At 41.1% G+C, this 17,198-nt stretch carries 20 protein-coding genes and 1 riboswitch; of the genes, 16 read left to right on the top strand and 4 right to left on the bottom strand.

Features of this window, described 5'->3' with window-relative positions:
- The first annotated feature begins 30 nt into the window (after positions 1-30).
- The 5 genes from nirD (at position 31) to HWQ47_RS16025 (ending at position 5,098) form a co-directional block, all read left to right on the top strand.
- Positions 31-387, top strand: a complete 357-nt coding sequence (gene nirD, locus HWQ47_RS16045; protein ID WP_269967072.1) for a nitrite reductase small subunit NirD — start codon at positions 31-33, stop codon at positions 385-387.
- Between the two features lie 2 nt (positions 388-389).
- On the top strand, positions 390-1,856 hold the full coding sequence (locus HWQ47_RS16040; protein WP_269967071.1) for a NarK family nitrate/nitrite MFS transporter: 1,467 nt from the start codon (positions 390-392) through the stop codon (positions 1,854-1,856).
- Positions 1,856-3,655 carry a bifunctional protein-serine/threonine kinase/phosphatase gene (locus tag HWQ47_RS16035; RefSeq protein WP_269967070.1) on the top strand — a complete coding sequence of 600 codons (1,800 nt, stop codon included), beginning with the start codon at positions 1,856-1,858 and terminating at the stop codon, positions 3,653-3,655. The genes HWQ47_RS16040 and HWQ47_RS16035 overlap by 1 nt, the downstream gene beginning before the upstream one ends.
- A 128-nt stretch (positions 3,656-3,783) precedes the next feature.
- Positions 3,784-3,969, top strand: a complete 186-nt coding sequence (locus tag HWQ47_RS16030; RefSeq protein ID WP_269967069.1) for a hypothetical protein — start codon at positions 3,784-3,786, stop codon at positions 3,967-3,969.
- 496 nt (positions 3,970-4,465) lie between these two features.
- Entirely contained in the window at positions 4,466-5,098 is a 633-nt protein-coding gene (locus HWQ47_RS16025; protein ID WP_269967068.1) for a helix-turn-helix transcriptional regulator, read from the top strand.
- A gap of 121 nt (positions 5,099-5,219) precedes the next feature.
- Here HWQ47_RS16025 and HWQ47_RS16020 read toward each other — a convergent pair whose 3' ends face one another.
- Positions 5,220-5,777: a hypothetical protein gene (locus HWQ47_RS16020; protein ID WP_269967067.1), complete on the bottom strand. Its 558-nt coding sequence runs from the start codon at positions 5,775-5,777 to the stop codon at positions 5,220-5,222.
- 167 nt (positions 5,778-5,944) lie between these two features.
- Between HWQ47_RS16020 and HWQ47_RS16015 the strand changes: the two genes are divergently transcribed.
- A complete protein-coding gene (locus HWQ47_RS16015; RefSeq protein WP_269967066.1) occupies positions 5,945-6,316 on the top strand; it encodes a hypothetical protein in 372 nt (123 codons plus the stop codon).
- A gap of 65 nt (positions 6,317-6,381) precedes the next feature.
- Here HWQ47_RS16015 and HWQ47_RS16010 read toward each other — a convergent pair whose 3' ends face one another.
- Complete coding sequence (locus tag HWQ47_RS16010; RefSeq protein WP_269967065.1) at positions 6,382-6,795, bottom strand: TetR/AcrR family transcriptional regulator; 414 nt, start codon at positions 6,793-6,795, stop codon at positions 6,382-6,384.
- Between the two features lie 284 nt (positions 6,796-7,079).
- Here HWQ47_RS16010 and hinT point away from each other — a divergent pair, with 284 nt between their 5' ends.
- The 9 genes from hinT (at position 7,080) to HWQ47_RS15965 (ending at position 14,965) form a co-directional block, all read left to right on the top strand.
- Complete coding sequence (gene hinT, locus HWQ47_RS16005; protein WP_269967064.1) at positions 7,080-7,439, top strand: purine nucleoside phosphoramidase; 360 nt, start codon at positions 7,080-7,082, stop codon at positions 7,437-7,439.
- Between the two features lie 13 nt (positions 7,440-7,452).
- A complete protein-coding gene (locus HWQ47_RS28100) occupies positions 7,453-8,457 on the top strand; it encodes a PaaI family thioesterase (RefSeq protein ID WP_269967063.1) in 1,005 nt (334 codons plus the stop codon).
- 61 nt (positions 8,458-8,518) lie between these two features.
- Positions 8,519-8,908, top strand: coding sequence for a YcfL family protein (locus HWQ47_RS15995; RefSeq protein WP_269967062.1), 390 nt, complete (start codon positions 8,519-8,521; stop codon positions 8,906-8,908).
- Positions 8,909-9,018: 110 nt separating this feature from the next.
- Positions 9,019-9,130, top strand: a riboswitch (TPP riboswitch).
- A 76-nt stretch (positions 9,131-9,206) separates the two neighbouring features.
- Positions 9,207-11,363 (top strand): TonB-dependent receptor, encoded by a 2,157-nt coding sequence (locus HWQ47_RS15990; RefSeq protein ID WP_269967061.1) that lies wholly within the window; start codon positions 9,207-9,209, stop codon positions 11,361-11,363.
- Between the two features lie 89 nt (positions 11,364-11,452).
- Complete coding sequence (locus HWQ47_RS15985; protein WP_269967060.1) at positions 11,453-11,713, top strand: YkoF family thiamine/hydroxymethylpyrimidine-binding protein; 261 nt, start codon at positions 11,453-11,455, stop codon at positions 11,711-11,713.
- A gap of 107 nt (positions 11,714-11,820) precedes the next feature.
- Positions 11,821-12,459 (top strand): nicotinamide riboside transporter PnuC, encoded by a 639-nt coding sequence (gene pnuC / locus HWQ47_RS15980; RefSeq protein WP_269967059.1) that lies wholly within the window; start codon positions 11,821-11,823, stop codon positions 12,457-12,459.
- A 59-nt stretch (positions 12,460-12,518) separates the two neighbouring features.
- A complete protein-coding gene (locus tag HWQ47_RS15975) occupies positions 12,519-13,556 on the top strand; it encodes a phosphotransferase (protein WP_269967058.1) in 1,038 nt (345 codons plus the stop codon).
- 147 nt (positions 13,557-13,703) lie between these two features.
- On the top strand, positions 13,704-14,294 hold the full coding sequence (locus tag HWQ47_RS15970) for an HvfX family Cu-binding RiPP maturation protein (protein ID WP_269967057.1): 591 nt from the start codon (positions 13,704-13,706) through the stop codon (positions 14,292-14,294).
- Between the two features lie 122 nt (positions 14,295-14,416).
- Positions 14,417-14,965 (top strand): NAD(P)H nitroreductase, encoded by a 549-nt coding sequence (locus tag HWQ47_RS15965; protein ID WP_269967056.1) that lies wholly within the window; start codon positions 14,417-14,419, stop codon positions 14,963-14,965.
- A 128-nt stretch (positions 14,966-15,093) separates the two neighbouring features.
- Here the strand turns inward: HWQ47_RS15965 and HWQ47_RS15960 are convergent, their stop codons facing one another.
- On the bottom strand, positions 15,094-15,840 hold the full coding sequence (locus HWQ47_RS15960; protein WP_269967055.1) for an MBL fold metallo-hydrolase: 747 nt from the start codon (positions 15,838-15,840) through the stop codon (positions 15,094-15,096).
- Positions 15,841-15,879: 39 nt separating this feature from the next.
- The gene (locus HWQ47_RS15955) at positions 15,880-16,506 is read right to left on the bottom strand and encodes a chemotaxis protein (RefSeq protein ID WP_269967054.1); all 627 of its coding nucleotides are present in this window, start codon (positions 16,504-16,506) and stop codon (positions 15,880-15,882) included.
- Between the two features lie 72 nt (positions 16,507-16,578).
- On the opposite strand from HWQ47_RS15955, the gene HWQ47_RS15950 reads away from it, so the two are divergent.
- Positions 16,579-17,085 carry a GNAT family N-acetyltransferase gene (locus HWQ47_RS15950; protein WP_269967053.1) on the top strand — a complete coding sequence of 169 codons (507 nt, stop codon included), beginning with the start codon at positions 16,579-16,581 and terminating at the stop codon, positions 17,083-17,085.
- The last annotated feature ends 113 nt before the right edge of the window (positions 17,086-17,198 follow it).

The following is a 17,198-nucleotide window of genomic DNA, read 5'->3' as shown; positions in this document are numbered from 1 at the left end:
TTAATTGCTAAGAGTTCAAGGAGATAAAGTATGAGTTGGGTCAATATTTGTGATGAGAAGGCGCTTCCCTGTTTCGGGGGCATAGCCGCATGGATTGAAAACAGAGCTATTGCCATTTTTAACCTGAGAGAACAGGGATTATTTGCTATTTGCAACACCGATCCGGCAACAGGAGTAAGCCTACTCTCTCGAGGACTTATCTGTGAACTTGAGGGAGACATCTTTGTCGCTTCTCCGCTGCATAAACAACATTACAGTTTAACCAGTGGTCAGTGTATTGAGGATGATAGTTTGAGCGTCCAGCTCTATCGGGTTCGCTGTGAGGATGGAAGGGTGTGGGTTCAGCCGACATCGGAAGTCATTGATCCATTGCAGTCAGGGAGCTAACAATGAACAGAGAAAAATTCAATCTATTTTCATTTTCAGGGAAGATGAAAATCATGCACATGAGTTGGATGGCCTTCTTTATTACGTTTGTGGTTTGGTTTAATGCCGCTCCTTTGATGAGCGTTATTGCCGACAGTTTAGGGTTAACTAAAGATCAGATAAAAACCTTACTGATCCTCAATGTCGCCTTAACTATTCCAGCCCGTATTATTATTGGCATGGTCACGGATAAAATAGGGCCAAGGTTGACCTATTCAGGATTACTCATTTTGTGCAGTATTCCCTGTTTTATGTTTGCGTTGGGTAATAGTTTCGAGCAGCTTGCCTTAGCTCGATTCCTACTCGGTTTTATTGGTGCGGGCTTTGTTATTGGGATCCGCATGGTCAGTGAGTGGTTTCCTGCCAATGAGCTCGGGACTGCCGAAGGTATATACGGTGGTTGGGGGAATTTTGGCTCAGCAGCTGCGGCCTTTACCTTACCCGTGATAGCATTGGCTTTTGGTGGTGAAAACGGCTGGCGCTACGCTATTGCAGTTACTGGCATACTCAGTTTTCTCTTTGGTATTATCTATTATTTCAATGTTAGCGATACCCCAAAAGGTTCAACCTATTTTAAGCCTAAAAAAGCGGGGGCATTAGAAGTCACGAGTAAAGGCGATCTTGCTCTGCTGGTTTTGATGAAACTGCCCATGTACGCCACGTTAGCGCTACTGGGGTGGAAGTTATCGCCCTCTGGTGTGAGTATGTTCAGTCAAAGTGGTACTGAGTTTATCTATTGGGTGTTGATATTAATATTGGCAGTCGACTTATATCTGACCTACCGAGTAAATAAGTATTTGTTCGATGGGCCGGTACCAGAATTTGAGCGCTACCCTTTTAAGCAAGTTGCGGTACTTAATGTGCTCTATTTTTCCACTTTTGGATCTGAGCTTGCCGTGGTCTCTATGTTACCCCTATATTTTGCTGAAACCTTTGAACTGGGATTAACGCAGGCGGGCATATTGGCATCGAGTTACGCATTTATGAATTTAGTTTCTCGTCCTGGTGGTGGCTGGATAAGTGATCGATGTGGACGTAAGCCAACCTTGATGATCTTAACTGCAGGGTTAGCTTTGGGCTATTTGGGTATGGCGCAGATAAATGGTGACTGGTCCTTACCTCTGGCTGTGCTAATGGTCATGGCTTGCTCGTTTTTTGTTCAGAGTGGTGAAGGTGCCGTCTTTGCGGCTGTTCCCTTAATTAAACGTAGATTAACGGGGCAAATTGCAGGTATGACCGGTGCTTATGGTAATGTTGGTGCTGTGTTTTTTCTGACCGTTTACTCCATGGTGCCAACGCAGGTGTTTTTCTATGTCATTGGGGCAAGTGCGCTACTTGGACTGATTAGCTTACTGTTTTTGTCTGAGCCTAAGGGGCATATGACAGAGGTGAACGAGGATGGTGAAGTGACCATGATTAGTGTGAGTTAATGGGAGCCCCTGAAGAGGTGCTTGATGTTGCATTGCCATTAAACGGTAAACTTGAGATTAATGCTGGCCAATATTCTAGCCGTGGATGTAAACCAACGAATGAAGATGCGGTGGGGATCCGCATTCCTAATGGGTTAATGTTAACCACAAAAGGGGCTGTGTCGGTTATCTGTGATGGAGTGAGCGCGGCAGAAGCTGCCGAGAAAGCCAGTCATATCAGTGTGACTAATTTCATCTCTGACTATTATTCGACGCCAGATACCTGGGGGGTGGAAAAGTCCAGCTCACAGGTATTGACGGCGCTAAACCGCTGGCTGTTTGGTTTAGGTCAAGATTACCGTGATGCAAGAAGAGGGTATGTTTGCACGTTTACAGCGCTTATCTTTAAGTCGTGCAGCGCCCACTTGCTCCATGTCGGCGATTCTCGTGCCTATCGCTTTCGGCAGGGAGAGTTGGAGAGGTTAAGTCGGGATCATGTCAGTGTATTGAGCCCTAGTAAGCGTTACCTTGCTCGAGCTTTAGGGCTAGATGTTAAGCTTGATGTGGATTATCGTCAGTTAAATATCGAGGTGGGTGATCTCTACTTGCTGACTACCGATGGTATTCATGATGTGTTTACTGATGGCGAGCTTGGTGATGCTTTGACTCAGTGGTTAAGCGAAAATATAGGTGGCAGAAGTGTGACTGGCAATGTTGAATTTACTGAGCTAGATCTATTTTGTCAGCAGGTATGTGGACTAGCAATGGAGAAGGGCAGTGATGATAACGTCAGTTGTCAACTACTTTCGATTGACGCTTTGCCCTCGCAAAACATCAATGACATTTATCAACAACTGTCAGAGCAACCTTTTCCGCCCCCCTTGTCGATTGGAATGAGATTAGATGGTTATCGGGTAGAACAGGTTTTGCATCAGAGTCAACGCAGTCAAGTCTATTTAGTGAGTGATGAAGAGGGGAATAAGGTTTGTCTCAAGACACCCTCCGTTAATTATCTCGATGATGCCGCCTATATTGAGCGATTTATCCTCGAGAGTTGGATTGGACAGCGGATACATAGTCCGAATGTGGTGAAGTTGCTCGATAGAGATAAACCAAAGTCTGCACTTTATTACGTTACTGAGCACCTCAATGGAATTCCCCTCAACTTATGGATAAGTCGAAATCCTAATGCACCTGTCCAAGAGGTGCTGATATTGCTGAAACAAATAGAGTCAGGAGTAAGGGCTTTCCATAGAAAAGAGACCCTGCATCAAGACCTCAAACCCGATAACATTTTTCTCACCTATGAAGGTCAGATTAAAATTATCGATTTTGGCGCCTGTTATATCAAAGGTGTAGCCGAGATCGCAACGCCACTGCAAAGGGATAGAATATTAGGGACTGCGGATTACTCCGCGCCGGAAAGCGTGCTCGGTTATCGAGTAAGTAATAAAGCTGATTTGTTCTCTTTAGCCGTCGTCGCATTTGAGATGTTTACTGGTCAACTTCCTTTTAAAGGAAAGTTGGCTCAATGCCGAACCAAGGTTGATTATCAAAATCTTACCTATATTCCCTGTTATGAGCTAAATCCGTTAATTCCACTTTGGATAGATAAGCCATTAAAGAAAGCCCTAAGTTTAAATCCAGAACATAGACAAGGGGATACCTCTGAATTTATCCATGAATTACATCAACCTATGACAGACAAGGATAAGCCTGATCTTGGGCTTTCTGTGCTGGATAGACATCCATTAAGGTTTTGGAAAGGTCTGACACTGTTTTTTGCACTTTCAACTCTCCTCCTGTTACTTTTTCATTAAGGAAATAGTGCAATCCAAGAATCAAGAGACAGTAAGTTGAACATTTCAGGTGATTAAGATAGCTTGTGACGTTGAAGTTAAATCTTTTAAGCGCAGGATTCTGATTAGATTACAGATTACAGCAAGTCATGTCAGTTGCTGAAGCAGTGGTAGATGTTGTTCATGATTTTATTGGTCAGGATCAAATTTCTCAGTTACCAAAAAACAATCAAGTATATGAATATATTAATAAAAAGTTAGTTAATTTTAATTATGAAGGTCAAAACCTCTCTGCAACAGAAGCACTCGCAAAAGGGCTGCTGAGAAGTCATTAGAAATAGCATTGGAATATACTCATCTTTCTAAAACTCAGCGTCAATATCGAGTCAAGCTACCATGGCTGCAACAGAATCAATAATTGTTTACTTCTGTAGACTGTGTATTAGTAGTTAAGTATTAGTACAAAGGTAAAAATAGCAGTTTGGTATAACAATCTTAATACTTTAGGTTGACGATGTTGTTATCTATCAGCTACATACTATTGAATTCACGGTTATTAGTATCGTTAACTTTTATGCTATGGCTTATCTATGAAGGATAAGGTTGTCATTTTTAATACAAGTATTCTTTGCCATCGAATAGTGAAATTTGCTTGTGAGTGACCCCAAAAAGTTAATTTTAGTACAATGGCTTGACGGGATATTTGTTGTTATTTTTGTTCATCAACGAAATATAATGTATAGGTTATTCGTTTTAATTGGTGTAACTTATAGGTCTGTGCTTGTTTGGGCAGTCAATGTGCATAAATTTTGTCGACATGGAGTCAGCAGTATGTTCAAAGTCATAAATTGGGTTGTCATCTCTCGTTCGAATCTTCTTACTGATCTCCTGGACACGCGTTGGCCTCAAGAGTTTTTGGTTAAGTTGCTCAAAATTCCACCAGAGAACGTTGAGTTTGAAGTTTCCAATGGCACTTTTTCATTGGTTATCATAGATCTCGCCACTGTGGATATACAAAAGGCTTATCAAATTCAACGATTCGTTGAAAAAAAACTATCTGCAAGAGTTGTGTTTCTGCATTTCCCAAGACAAATTGATGCTCGCTTTCTTATTCATCCAACAGTGACCGCAGGGGTGTTTTTCTGTAATACAACGCTTGAAGATATTGGTCATGGCTTGGGGAATATTCTCCGAGGCCAATCAGTGATTCCTTCAGATTTGTTACAGAAAAAACAGGATAACCCCTCTCAACTTGAAGGAAGTGAAAGTTTAACCATAAGAGAGCGTGAAGTGTTGCAAGCACTCTTAAGTGGTAGTACTAATGTGGATATAGCTAATCAACTTTTTGTGAGTGAAAGTACGATTAAAACCCATCTCTACCGTGCCTTTAGAAAAATAGGTGTTTCAAGCCGAGGACAAGCGATTGCTTGGGCGCAGACTCACCTGCATGAGGTGCAGCATTAATGTGATAACCTGCTATAAGTTGCTTGTTAGATCAAAGCGCATATTCTCTATTAAGTATGAGAGTTATGAAGTTATTACTTAATCGTTAGCTTTGATATTTTTATTTACTAGGCAACCAATATTAAATTGGTTGCGATAATTGATTCTTAACAGTAACATTTTGTGAATCAAATTGATTTTTTGTTTCAGTAAATGATAGGCTGTAATATTCAAGCAATATATAAGCTTTATTCTTGTTTGCTCCTTGGATTGACAACATGGCAGTGTTACCTTGTTTTGATTTGGCATGCCAGATGTTGCCGTGACAGTTACTTTGTATAATGCAGTGGTAGGATCCAAATGTTCCCGCTTGTAAGCCAACAAACTCATAACCTTTTAAAAGCAAATCATCTTTGACTTCCTTATATATATTTTTAAGTTTTACATTGTCTAATGCGTATGTCTCCGAGGACACTCTAATTAAATTGAGCCCTCGATCAGTACTTCCTTTGAGAAAGTAGCTTTTTGCTTTTGAGTAGCTTTCAGGTAGTTTATTAGTGAATACAGTTACTGTTTGTCCGTTTACATTAGGGGTTCCATATAGGGATAAATCTGCTCCCCATGTCAACCCAAATGGAGCGTGAGCCAAAGATGATGATGAATAAAGCATAAAAATAAGAATTAAAGTAATTTTGTTCATTGTCTCTACGTCTGTATAACCAAATAATGAAACTAATAACTAATTATAATCTTATTATTTGAAGTACATGGGATTCAATGTTTGAAGCTAATCACAAATTGTACAATTGATCTCGATTACACATATGTGTATACTCCTGCGCTCAACGTTTCCATTTCGAGGCTAATATGTTTAACACAAAATCTCTTTCTACTTGTCTGACTTCTTTGATGTTTGTTATGGGGATACTGACGCCTACACTATCGAGTGCTGCGACTGTGGGCTGTGAACGTGCTGGTGGAATAAAATGTCAACGGGTAGTACCTAAACGTGTGACACGAACACCGATTATTGCGCCAGTGATTATAGTACCGAAACATCACCATCATTATCGTTCCTTTCATTCACCGATACTAACCGCGATGGGAATTGCCGTAGTGTTAAATGCAGCAGGTGAAGCTGTAACAGAGAAAGGACAAAAAATCATAGTATTAGGTGATGGCAATAACGTTAGTAACGTTTATGAGAAAGACGGTATCGTTTATTTAATTAAGGCTTAACCGTAACGGAAGATTATTGAGTCTTTAGGTGCGAAATAAAGACTCAAAATATAAGGTATAAATAATTAAGCTTCTTTAAGACGCTCTTCATTGAGGAAGTTGAAACCTTGTTTCAGGAATGAAAACTGCTCGATATCCGGAAGAGATTTCACTGCTGAAAACATATGGTTAAATGCAGAGTCAATCATTAACCGATCAGCAAGTTTCAGATAATTATAGACGACAGGCCTTAAAACTACGGTAAACTCCGCCGTTATCTCTGTATACCTTTGTTCTTTAAGTGCTGAAGTGTTTTGAACAAGTTCTCTCATACACAATGCAGCAAGCAGTGAGTTTTTATCACTAAAAGATTGGTACTGGGCTGCTCTTGAATAACCAGCTTTCTTGTGTACGTCAGACATATTCAAAGCGATCATGCCATGTTCTTTTATCAAATCCGTGGCGGCGTTTAATAATGCTGTCTCTTTACCCGTTAGCATACTGCTATCTCAAATAATCAAATAATCTAAGAATCTATATTCTTGGATTTTCTTGTCAATGTCAATGTATATGTGTATACAATTGTGTAATCGTTACTTATTTTAAGTGTGTTGAGATTTTATGTTTCAATTTCCTAGTAAGTTTGTTGTTTAACTAGGTGGGTGGCTCATATTAATCCGTTATCGATGTCAGTGACACCTTACAACCGAGAGTGACAGAATACTCCCAATAATGGCAATTACAGGTATACTCCTAAGATTCCCATGTTGAAGAGGACAGTGAAGTGGCTGAAGAAACCATTTTTAGTAAGATTATACGCCGTGAGATCCCTGCTGAAATTTTGTTCCAAGATGAATTAGTGACAGCATTTCGAGATATCAATGCCCAAGCTCCAAGTCACATCCTGATCATTCCAAACCACCTAATTCCCACTGTAAATGATGTGAAAGCTTCTGATGAGAAAGCCCTTGGGCGTATGATGACGGTTGCTGCGAAATTAGCTGTAGAGGAGGGGATTGCCGAGGATGGATATCGTTTAATCATGAACTGCAATAAACATGGTGGTCAGGAGGTTTATCATATACATATGCATTTAGTTGGCGGTAGACCTTTAGGTCGTATGCTAACAGCTGAAAAAGAATAGTGAGCATAGCGATATGAAGGTGAGTCCTGAATTCTTTCCATTAACTCAGATCGCAACGCGTTTTGTTGATCAGCTTGCTCAGTGTCGCCGTTTAAATTTAAGGGTTCATGAGGCAAGTGAGCATCATGTGCTAGTGGAGCTTCCGTATTCCCATGAGTTGATCGGTTACCCCGATACCGGTGTTATACACGGTGGAGTCATTACTACTTTGATGGATACAGCAAGTGGCAGTGCTGTTGTCTGTTCTATTTTTGAAAAATATCAGGTATTAGAAATTTCTCCAACATTGGATCTTCGTGTTGATTATATGAAGCCAGCAGATCCGAATAAACCTGTGTATGGTTTTGCCGAGTGCTACAAAATATCGTCGAGTGTCGCGTTTACTCGCTGCATCGCTTATCAAGATTCTATCGATGATCCTATTGCTCATGCTGTTGGTTCTTTTATGCGAATAAGTCCTGAGATGATTGGTGATGAGTTTCCTCAAATTTTACTGGGTAAAGGACCATCAACTCAATTAGAGCAATCTGATGGGGGAGATGCGGGAAAGAATGCCTTAAAACAGGTTATTTCAACATCATCTCAAATCGATGTGAAAGAGATCGTAAAAAAAGCAACAGAGCTTAATGATTTTAGCCACCTTTTAGCCCATGTTCCTTATGCCAATTTTATTGGTATGGCTGTTGAGTGTTTTGGCGATGAATTGGTCTTTAAGTTACCAGCAAAAGATGACAACATAGGTAACCCAATACTGCCTGCTATCCATGGTGGCGTGATTGCTGGCTTTATGGAGATGTCGGCGATTGTTCAGCTTATGGTGTTTATGCATACCACAAAAGTGCCAAAGGTTGTTGATTTTTCAATTGACTATTTAAGAGCTGGTTATCATAAGGATTCATTTGCCGAATGTAAGATCACCCGTCAAGGTCGTCGTGTTGCGAACGTGAGTATTAACTGCTGGCAAATGAATAGGAAAAAGTTGATAGCAACAGCGAGAGCGCATTTTCTGATCGATTAATTTATGCGGTAACGCTGTTAGATCGGCATGGAACCACTTTACTTTTAAGGAAGATAAGTCAATGAGAAAATTTATTTTAGTATCAATTTTGGCCTTGCTTGTCAGTGCATGTGCGCCACATACGGCAGGGGTAATGGCCAGCTCTACTGGTGAGGTGAGAGTCGATAATCGCTCATTTGCCAGTGAGGTTAGCGTTGAACAGCTTAAGTCTCGTCAACAGGGGGGATTTTTACAGGGCTCTGGTTTAATCATCAATAAAGTTGCCACCGATATTCACCTTCAATATAAGTTCACTTGGTATGATATTAATGGCTATACCATAGATAATGAAGGCGTGGCTTGGGAACCGTTGAAACTTTTTGGTAAACAGCAGATCCAAGTCTCTGGCCTCTCTCCAAACACCAGTGCCGTTAGGTATGATTTGTATGTGAGAAAAGCGTTTTCTAATTAGCTTTTTAGCTCAAGATCTAAGCTTGATAAACAACGCCAACGATAAGTTGGCGTTTTTTTGCCCGATGGTGACAGAAGTTTGTTATGGATTGGTATTTATCATGTATAATCGCCAGCGCCAAGGGGTGATACTGCATAAAATGCGCTATCTGAGATGTCATTTGACGAACCCTTTGAACCTGATCCGGCTTATACCGGCGTAGGAATGGGCCAAATTTGATTATGTGTATCTGATCAAACTCAATTTCCTTTCTCGCTTTTTCTATTGCCGGATCTCAAAATAATAATTTGGGGTCCTGATGTCTGTGTCAAAACTGTCTATTTTAAAAAAAGTTTCACCTGTCACGCTTGCTGTCTCTACGGCACTGACAAGTTGCTACGCGCTCTCTGCTGATCTAGCACCCGATGTGACAAGCGATGAGATGGAAGTGATCGTGGTCACCTCCGATTTTCGTGGTATGACTCTTGAAAAAATGCCTTCGAGTGTGACTATTATCGATCAACAGCAGATTGAAGATGAAGGTGCTCAGCACTTCGGAGATATCTTAAACTCCATCGCTAATTTCAACTGGTCTGGGGGGAGCTCAAGACCTAAATACTTCCAGATCCGTGGCGTGGGTGAGCAGGAGGAGTATCAAGGTGCACCCAATTCATCTGTTGGTTACATCATCGATGATATCGATATGTCAGGTTTAGGCATGGTATCTAGCATGTATGACCTACAACAAGTTGAAGTGCTTCGTGGCCCACAAGGTACACGTTATGGTGCGAATGCGCTTGCTGGTCTTATCTATCTTAAGAGTAACGATCCTACCGATGTGTTTGAACATGGCGCTGAAGTCTCTGTCGGAGATGATGCCCTAACTACCTTTAGCGGGTTTAGTTCAGGGCCGTTAACAGATTCTGGCAAGCTGCTCTATCGAGTGTCATTACAACAACACAATCAAAATGGTTATCAGAATAACCTCTATCTTGGACGTGACGATACTAATGCCCGTGATGAGTTTACTGGACGAGCCAAATTACGCTGGTATGCCACTGATGATTTAGAGATTGATTTAACCTTACTACACGCTAACTATGACAATGGTTATGATGTTTGGACACTGGATAATAACGGTTTCGATACTTTAACGGATGCACCAGGGGTAGATAAGCAGCGCACAACAGGCACTTCACTTAAATTTACCTATACAGGCGCAGAAAAATTCGAGTTGGTTTCTCTGAGCTCTTATGCAAGTTCACAAACTCATCATAATTATGATGGTGACTGGGCTAACCCAGATTATTGGGGCGGTTTAGATTGTGGCGGAGAGCCATGTGAAAATGTATACAATTGGGATAAAGAGGGCGAGCGTAATACGTTAAGTCAGGAATTTAGATTAAGCTCAACAGAAGCAGGACGAATCTTTAACGGCAGTACTGATTGGCTGTTAGGGCTTTATGGTATGCAGCTTAGCGAAGACAATGAGACATTCGATACTTACAGTCAGTTATCTGCCGAGTATAGCGCGGATAATTATGCGGCATTTGGACAACTTGATACTGATTTAGGCAATAATTATTCGCTGTCTTTTGGTTTGCGAGTAGAGCGTCGTAATAGCGAGTATAAAGACTCCGACGGTGACAAGTTTAATCCGGGGGAAACCATGTGGGGTGGACATATTGTCCTTAGTAAAACCCTTAACGATGATCATGAAACCTACATACGAGTGGCGCGAGGTTATAAAGCGGGCGGCTTTAATATGTCTTTGTCAGAAGAGCTTGCCGACAAGAAAGAATATGATACCGAGACCTTGTATAACTATGAGATAGGGTTGAAGTCTCTCTGGCTTAATGGTGATGCCAACACGAATTTCTCACTGTTTTATATGGATAGGCGTGATCAGCAAGTTGCAGCGTCTCAACAATCGACAGTGCCTGGTCAAGAGGGTAATTTCATCCTTTTCACCGAAAATGCAGGTAGCTCACATAACTATGGTGCGGAGCTGGATGGTAATTGGTATGCGACGGATAATCTGACGTTGTATGCTAGCCTTGGCTGGTTACAAACGGCCTATGGTGATTACTCATATCAAGATAAGAATGGGGGTTCGGTCGATTTATCTGGTCGCGAGTTAGCGCATTCTCCCCAGTTTAACTACAGTGCAGGGGCTACTTATCGCACTGACTCGGGCTGGTTTGCCAACTTAACAGGCAGTGGTAAGAGTGACTTTTACTACTCAGACAGCAATGAGTCTAAATCTGAAGCTTATACCATCTTTAATGCCCGAGTTGGTTATGAAACCGAGATTTGGTCAGTTTATTTATGGGGACGTAACTTGTTTGATGAACAATATGGCACCCGAGGTTTCTATTTTGGTAATGAACCGGATCAAGATTGGGCGGATAAACAATATATCCGTTATGGCGATCCTCGTCAGTTAGGGATGACGTTTAGTCTTAAGTTTATCTAGATAAAAGTCACCGATTTTAATCGGGTTTGATACATGTGAATTTTCACTCATTTATTATTGGCCGCTTTGTGGCGGCCTGAGGTCATAAAATGAAATTAACAGCCGAAATTAGTTGCTACCCATTGCAAGATAACTACCTAGATCCTATTCGTTGGTTTATTGGGCGAGTGGACAGTTATGAGAATATTGAACGAAAAACCAATGCCATGGCGACTCAGGTGTGTGGTGAGTATCGCGATGTGATGGATATGCTGGCAACTGAAATGGAAGCGGCCCATGAAAAGTGGGGCAAAGCTGTTTTTGTGTGTAAATTTATCGGTGGTGAATTAAACCTTTCCCATACTGAATAGTTTGATAAAAGATCAATACTTATTAGATGAAGGCTAAATAGTACAAGGCTCATATCTAACAATGTAGCTATGAGCCTTTAAATAAATAATAATTGAGTGAGAAATTCATGACAGACTTCTGGTCAGAATTATTAAGTACTTTCACTAGAGCTTTGTCTGAAGCTAATGCATTAACAGCTTGGGAAGGTGTGGCCGTCATTTTGGCTGCTGCGTATCTCGTCCTTGCGATGAAAGGCAGTATTTGGTGTTGGTTTGCAGCTTTTGCAAGTACGGCTATCTACACAGCGCTTTTTTGGAAGGTGTCATTGTTAATGGAGTCAGTGCTTAATATCTATTATATGGCAATGGCCGTATATGGTTTCCAACAATGGTCTAAAGGTCAGCGTGAACATAACGGAGGTGTTATCTCATGGAGCTTGAGTCGCCATGTTAAGATAATTTTGGTCACTGGCATCGTGTCTGTCCTAGTTGGATATTTGATGGCTAACCACACTCATGCATCCTATCCATACTTGGATGCGGCCACAACCTGTTATGCGGTTATGACGACCTATTTAGTGGCAAAAAAAGTGCTTGAGAATTGGCTTTACTGGGTCGTGATCGATTTAGCTTCAATATACCTCTATGTACAGAAAGGGCTAATGCTAACTTCATTACTTTTTATCCTCTATGTCGGAATGGCGATTTGGGGTTACTTTCTGTGGCGCTCAAGTATGCGAGACGAAACCCTATCTACGGCAAATTAAGCGTTAGCTTAGATTTGATGTTTACTGTCGAAACGACGGCTGTTTAAGTTGATTAATTTATGAATCAAGCAGAAAAACTGCTCGCTACATTGCCACCTCTTGTTATTGAGGAGCTTAGGCTACAGGGGATCACTTTATCTTGTTCTACCCAAGTCACTAGAATGACGCACGGATTAAGTAATCAAAATTACTTACTCCGTGATGGTGATAATCGATGGGTGCTGAGAGTCAATTCATCGGCCAGTGATCAACTTTGTGATCGTCAAGCTGAAGTAGAAAATTGGCGTTTGGCGGCAAAGGCTGGTTTGGCCCCCAGTTTGTATTACGTCAGTTCAGATCATGCATATTTTGTTAGTGAATATATTGAAGAGGAAGCGAGTCGGCAGTGGGCTGAGTTACTCAGTGCTCAAACGGCCCAAATGGCTCAGCTTCTTCCCCATGATTCATTAATCTGGCCTAACGCAGATAAACAGCTTTTAGTTCTCTTGCATGGACTGGCTAAGTTAACCGTTCCAGATAACATCATAAGTGTTACTAGTCAGTGGCTGAGTTATTTAGGACAATTGCGTACTATAGAAGCTGGCAATTTGGTTGAAAAAAGCAATAATATGAGAACGCAATGGCTCGTTCACTGGCATCAACTCTTGAGTCTTGAGGTTGACATATCCCAATGGCTTGATGAGCTAAGCGCATGTGCTTTGGGTAGCCAGTACAGTCACAGAGATCTTAATCCCCACAATTTGTTATATAAAAATGGCCAGATATGGTGTATCGATTTCGAATATGCTTGTGGTTCACATCCTCTGTTCGACCTTGCTGGAGTATTGTCGACTCATGAGCTTTCAATAAAACAAAGAGAGGCTTTGATTCACGCTTATCTACTTAATCATCCTAAGCTCACTGCGGATGCTAGGTCGGCATTGCCTGCAGCGATCAATATCTATTGGGTGTTTGGTGCATGTTGGTCACTCTTGATGGCTGCGAGCCATGCTACAGTGTTTGATGGAAATTATCTGGGCACGAAAATGAATTCTAATCCCCATAAAGATCAAGAATACCTCAATTGTTTCACACAGTTTTTCTCTTTGATAGACTAGTCTTCTTTCGGCTCCAAAGTCATTTTTCGATCCATGAATTGCACTGTTTTGTAAAATAGTTAAGCCTATGTGATATAAAATATGAATATCATGAAATAAAGTGCTGTTCTTAGTGGTCTATATACCAGATGATAAAAAGGAGCGATCATGCTATTTGTAAATAGGTATCAAAAATTTGTAGACCAGCTTAAACATTTCGAAGGCATTGCCCCGCTAGCGCTTAGGCTCTATTTAGCGCCAGTTTTGATGCAAGCTGGATATAATAAACTTTCACACTTCAGTGATTCGGCTGCTTGGTTTGGCAACCCCGATTGGGGCTTAGGATTACCTTTTCCTGAGTTGATGGTATCACTGGCTGCAGGTACTGAGTTAATTGGTGGAGGCTTGCTCATTCTAGGTCTGGCTACTCGGCTAATCTCTATTCCATTAATGGTGACAATGCTAGTTGCTGCTTTTGCAGTACATTGGGATAATGGTTGGTTGGCTATTGCCGACGTTAACTCTTGGCTAGCCAATGAACAAGTGCTTGCTGCAGGGGATAAATTGAGCGCGGCTAAAACCTTATTACAGGAAAATGGTAATTACGAATGGTTGACCAGCTCCGGTAACTTCGTCGTACTCAACAATGGTATCGAGTTTGCAATTACTTACCTGATTATGTTGTTAGTGTTGTTATTTATGGGCGGCGGACGCTACACCAGTTTGGATTACTATATTGCCAAGTTTGTAAAAAAATAATCACCAATCGAAAGTGGTTTGACAATAAATAAAGAATATCCCACCAACTCGGTGGGATATTCTTTTATACCGAGTAAACCTTTGTTATTGTTGTTGGTAATTTAAATAAGTAGGAACATGTTTTGGACGCTATTGAGTTATTACTTACCAGACAATCTTGTTCACGGCTTGTAGAGCCTGGCCCAAATGAGGCGCAACTTAAAACGATTTTAGATGCAGGAGTGCGGGTCCCTGATCATGGAGGTTTAACACCTTGGGAGTTCATTATTGCCCAAGGGGAAGGTTTAGGGCGGCTTGGTGAGATGTTTGTTGATGCAGCCATTCACAATGATGCTAATGAGGTGATTCAGGCTAAAGCTCTCTCAATGCCTCTTCGTGCCCCAATGGTAATCGTGGTTACTGCCAAGCCTGTTGAACATGTTAAGGTGCCAGAAATTGAGCAAGTCATTGCTGCTGGTTGCGCCACGATGGCAATGCAGCAAGCCGCATTTGCTATGGGCTTGGGTGCTATTTGGCGAACTGGAAGTGTGGCATTTGATCTTAAGGTGAATCAAAATTTAGGCTTAAGTGAAAAAGACCAGATTGTCGGTTTCTTGTATATAGGGACACCTGTGTTCAAAGCGCCTTTGAAAGCGAGTAAAGAGGGAAGTGATTTTACTCGCTACCTTTAGTACTGTCGTAGTAATGATTGGTAGTCAATAAACAACGCACATTACTTGCAACATGTATTTTTGCAAGTAATGTGCGTTGTTTCACTTCACTTCACTTCACTTTATTTTATTTTAGTGAGATAACAACATTAACTAGACTTCTTTGTGATTGCTTGACCTACTTCGAGTTGTTCAAACCAATCGAGAAACTGTCCAACTTGCTTCCCTTTGAATATTCTTCCGTGTTGAGGGCACATATATTCGATGTCCAGTTTTCTGACCCTAGCAATCCAGTCATTTTTAGCCGCATTTGAAGGCATCCACCTTTGGTGGAAAAAACTCATCTTTTTCACGTGTTCATCGAAATCATCGACAAAAATACTAACATTAGGCCCCTCTAGTGCAGCACCAACATCACCACTCATTAAGACTCGAGTGCTAGGATCATAAACATGAAAATTCCCAGATGCATGTAAATAGTGAGCGGGAATAAAATGCACTTCTACTTGGTCCAATATTAATCGGCTGCCTTCGTCAGGGAGTGCTTCGTAACTGATGTTATTCATACCAAAATGACGAATAAACCCTTCCCAAATCCAAGGTGAATAGAGTTTGGCTTCGGGTAGAGTTTGATCCCAAAGCCCGAGAGAGGAGATGATATCTGGATCTTGATGAGATGCAAAAAGGTGAGTCAATTGTTCTAGGGGAATATGTTTAACAATATTGGCTAACATAGGCGCAAACAGTTCAATTCCGCCTGGGTCCATCAATAGTGCTTTGCGTTCTGTGACAAGCATGTATTGATTGGTATCAATAATTTTGTCTGGTTTCTCTGGATCTCGTCCAAAATAAATCCATTTATGAGTGGGGGTTTCAACGAGTATTTGACTCTTCATTCTACTGGCTCCCTGTCAAAATAAAGTGGTTTGAATGTGTTATGCAGCTTTCTTTTGTGTTGTGGTATCGAATAGTGAAATGGCATTATCGACCCTCTGACGTATTTTATTTGCAACGAAATCGACACGATTTGCGACATCATTAAAAGTGGCCTGATTTGCAATGTTGACGCGACAAGCTTCTATTCGGCAAATAGAGGCGAGAATGTTAGCCGTTCTCAGGTTTCGTTTTAGCTCGAACAACTCTACTTCCATCTTATTGATCACTTTTTGAAAAGACTTTTTCAGTTCCATATGCCTGTTAACTATATGTTGATATGCAGGTAAAATGGTGTGGGCATATTGGGCATCACGAGAGTTCAGCTTTGCTTTTTCAAAGTGTTTTAGTGCCGTGTCGGCTCTTGCTGTTGCGGTGGCCATTTTACTTGCTGTATTTGCCAGTAAATTGATATCTGTTGCTGCTTTCATAGTGTAGCAAGCAAGATCATCGATAAAGCCAGTTAAGGCTTTAAACCCTAGGGCTGCATTACCTACTCTCGAAGAGGCTGCCTGAGCATTACTTGCGGTAAGATTAATTTGTTTACAGTAAGTTAAAGTATGATTCAGTTCTGCGGCGACGACTGCAGCAATCACATAATGGCTAACTTGTGTACGTTTCTTCGACATAACGGTGGCTTCCTCTGCAAGACTTAACAAAGTATAGTCTAAAAATCATGGGGTAAGATTGCTGGGAGAATTTTGATTGTATTAGAGACAAGCAGGTTAAGCTTACGGCATTTAACATTAATGGATGCCGTTTTTATGTTAGAACTACTTAATACTCCCGGGTTTTTAAACAATATAGGAGATAGAGGAGTTAGGGATGTGTATCAAGCTGAAACGTATATCACTGAGGGGCCATTAGCCAGCTATCAAGAACATGGGTTCGGTCTTTATCTAGTTGAACTTACTAAAACGGGTGAGCCGATAGGCTTATCAGGTTTAGTCAAGCGAGCAAGCTTGCCACTTCCTGACTTAGGTTATGCTTTTTTACCTGATTTTTGGGGAAAGGGCTATGCGCTAGAGTCTGCCAAAGGTGTATTGGATTATGCTCGAGAATTAAAGATGTCAAATCTGATGGGCATTGTCAGTCCGAGAAATACAGCTTCTGTCAAAGTGTTAGAAAAACTGGGCATGCAGTTTTATCGTCGACAAAAATGGGATGATGACTCTGATATATTGCTGTATAAATTGATGTTGAATTAAAGTAAATTTACAAGAATACTCAAAGAGTTGTATAAATTTATGGGTCATTGTCAATTGTTCATTACTAGACATGAATAACGAATAAGTGGGAGGAGTCTGTGGCTAATGAGATC

The organism is Shewanella sp. MTB7, from assembly GCF_027571385.1.
Classification (GTDB): Bacteria; Pseudomonadota; Gammaproteobacteria; order Enterobacterales; family Shewanellaceae; genus Shewanella.
Note: the sequence above shows the minus strand (reverse complement) of the source record. Positions and strands in the feature narration are given on the sequence as shown.

Bases quoted from the DNA above. Each gene is read 5' to 3' on its own strand.
- nirD (WP_269967072.1), top strand. From the start codon at position 31: ATGAGTTGGGTCAATATTTGTGATGAGAAGGCGCTTCCCTGTTTCGGG.
- HWQ47_RS16040 (WP_269967071.1), top strand. From the start codon at position 390: ATGAACAGAGAAAAATTCAATCTATTTTCATTTTCAGGGAAGATGAAA.
- HWQ47_RS16035 (WP_269967070.1), top strand. From the start codon at position 1,856: ATGGGAGCCCCTGAAGAGGTGCTTGATGTTGCATTGCCATTAAACGGT.
- HWQ47_RS16030 (WP_269967069.1), top strand. From the start codon at position 3,784: ATGTCAGTTGCTGAAGCAGTGGTAGATGTTGTTCATGATTTTATTGGT.
- HWQ47_RS16025 (WP_269967068.1), top strand. From the start codon at position 4,466: ATGTTCAAAGTCATAAATTGGGTTGTCATCTCTCGTTCGAATCTTCTT.
- HWQ47_RS16020 (WP_269967067.1), bottom strand. From the start codon at position 5,777: ATGAACAAAATTACTTTAATTCTTATTTTTATGCTTTATTCATCATCA.
- HWQ47_RS16015 (WP_269967066.1), top strand. From the start codon at position 5,945: ATGTTTAACACAAAATCTCTTTCTACTTGTCTGACTTCTTTGATGTTT.
- HWQ47_RS16010 (WP_269967065.1), bottom strand. From the start codon at position 6,795: ATGCTAACGGGTAAAGAGACAGCATTATTAAACGCCGCCACGGATTTG.
- HWQ47_RS28100 (WP_269967063.1), top strand. From the start codon at position 7,453: ATGAAGGTGAGTCCTGAATTCTTTCCATTAACTCAGATCGCAACGCGT.
- HWQ47_RS15995 (WP_269967062.1), top strand. From the start codon at position 8,519: ATGAGAAAATTTATTTTAGTATCAATTTTGGCCTTGCTTGTCAGTGCA.
- HWQ47_RS15990 (WP_269967061.1), top strand. From the start codon at position 9,207: ATGTCTGTGTCAAAACTGTCTATTTTAAAAAAAGTTTCACCTGTCACG.
- HWQ47_RS15985 (WP_269967060.1), top strand. From the start codon at position 11,453: ATGAAATTAACAGCCGAAATTAGTTGCTACCCATTGCAAGATAACTAC.
- pnuC (WP_269967059.1), top strand. From the start codon at position 11,821: ATGACAGACTTCTGGTCAGAATTATTAAGTACTTTCACTAGAGCTTTG.
- HWQ47_RS15975 (WP_269967058.1), top strand. From the start codon at position 12,519: ATGAATCAAGCAGAAAAACTGCTCGCTACATTGCCACCTCTTGTTATT.
- HWQ47_RS15970 (WP_269967057.1), top strand. From the start codon at position 13,704: ATGCTATTTGTAAATAGGTATCAAAAATTTGTAGACCAGCTTAAACAT.
- HWQ47_RS15960 (WP_269967055.1), bottom strand. From the start codon at position 15,840: ATGAAGAGTCAAATACTCGTTGAAACCCCCACTCATAAATGGATTTAT.
- HWQ47_RS15955 (WP_269967054.1), bottom strand. From the start codon at position 16,506: ATGTCGAAGAAACGTACACAAGTTAGCCATTATGTGATTGCTGCAGTC.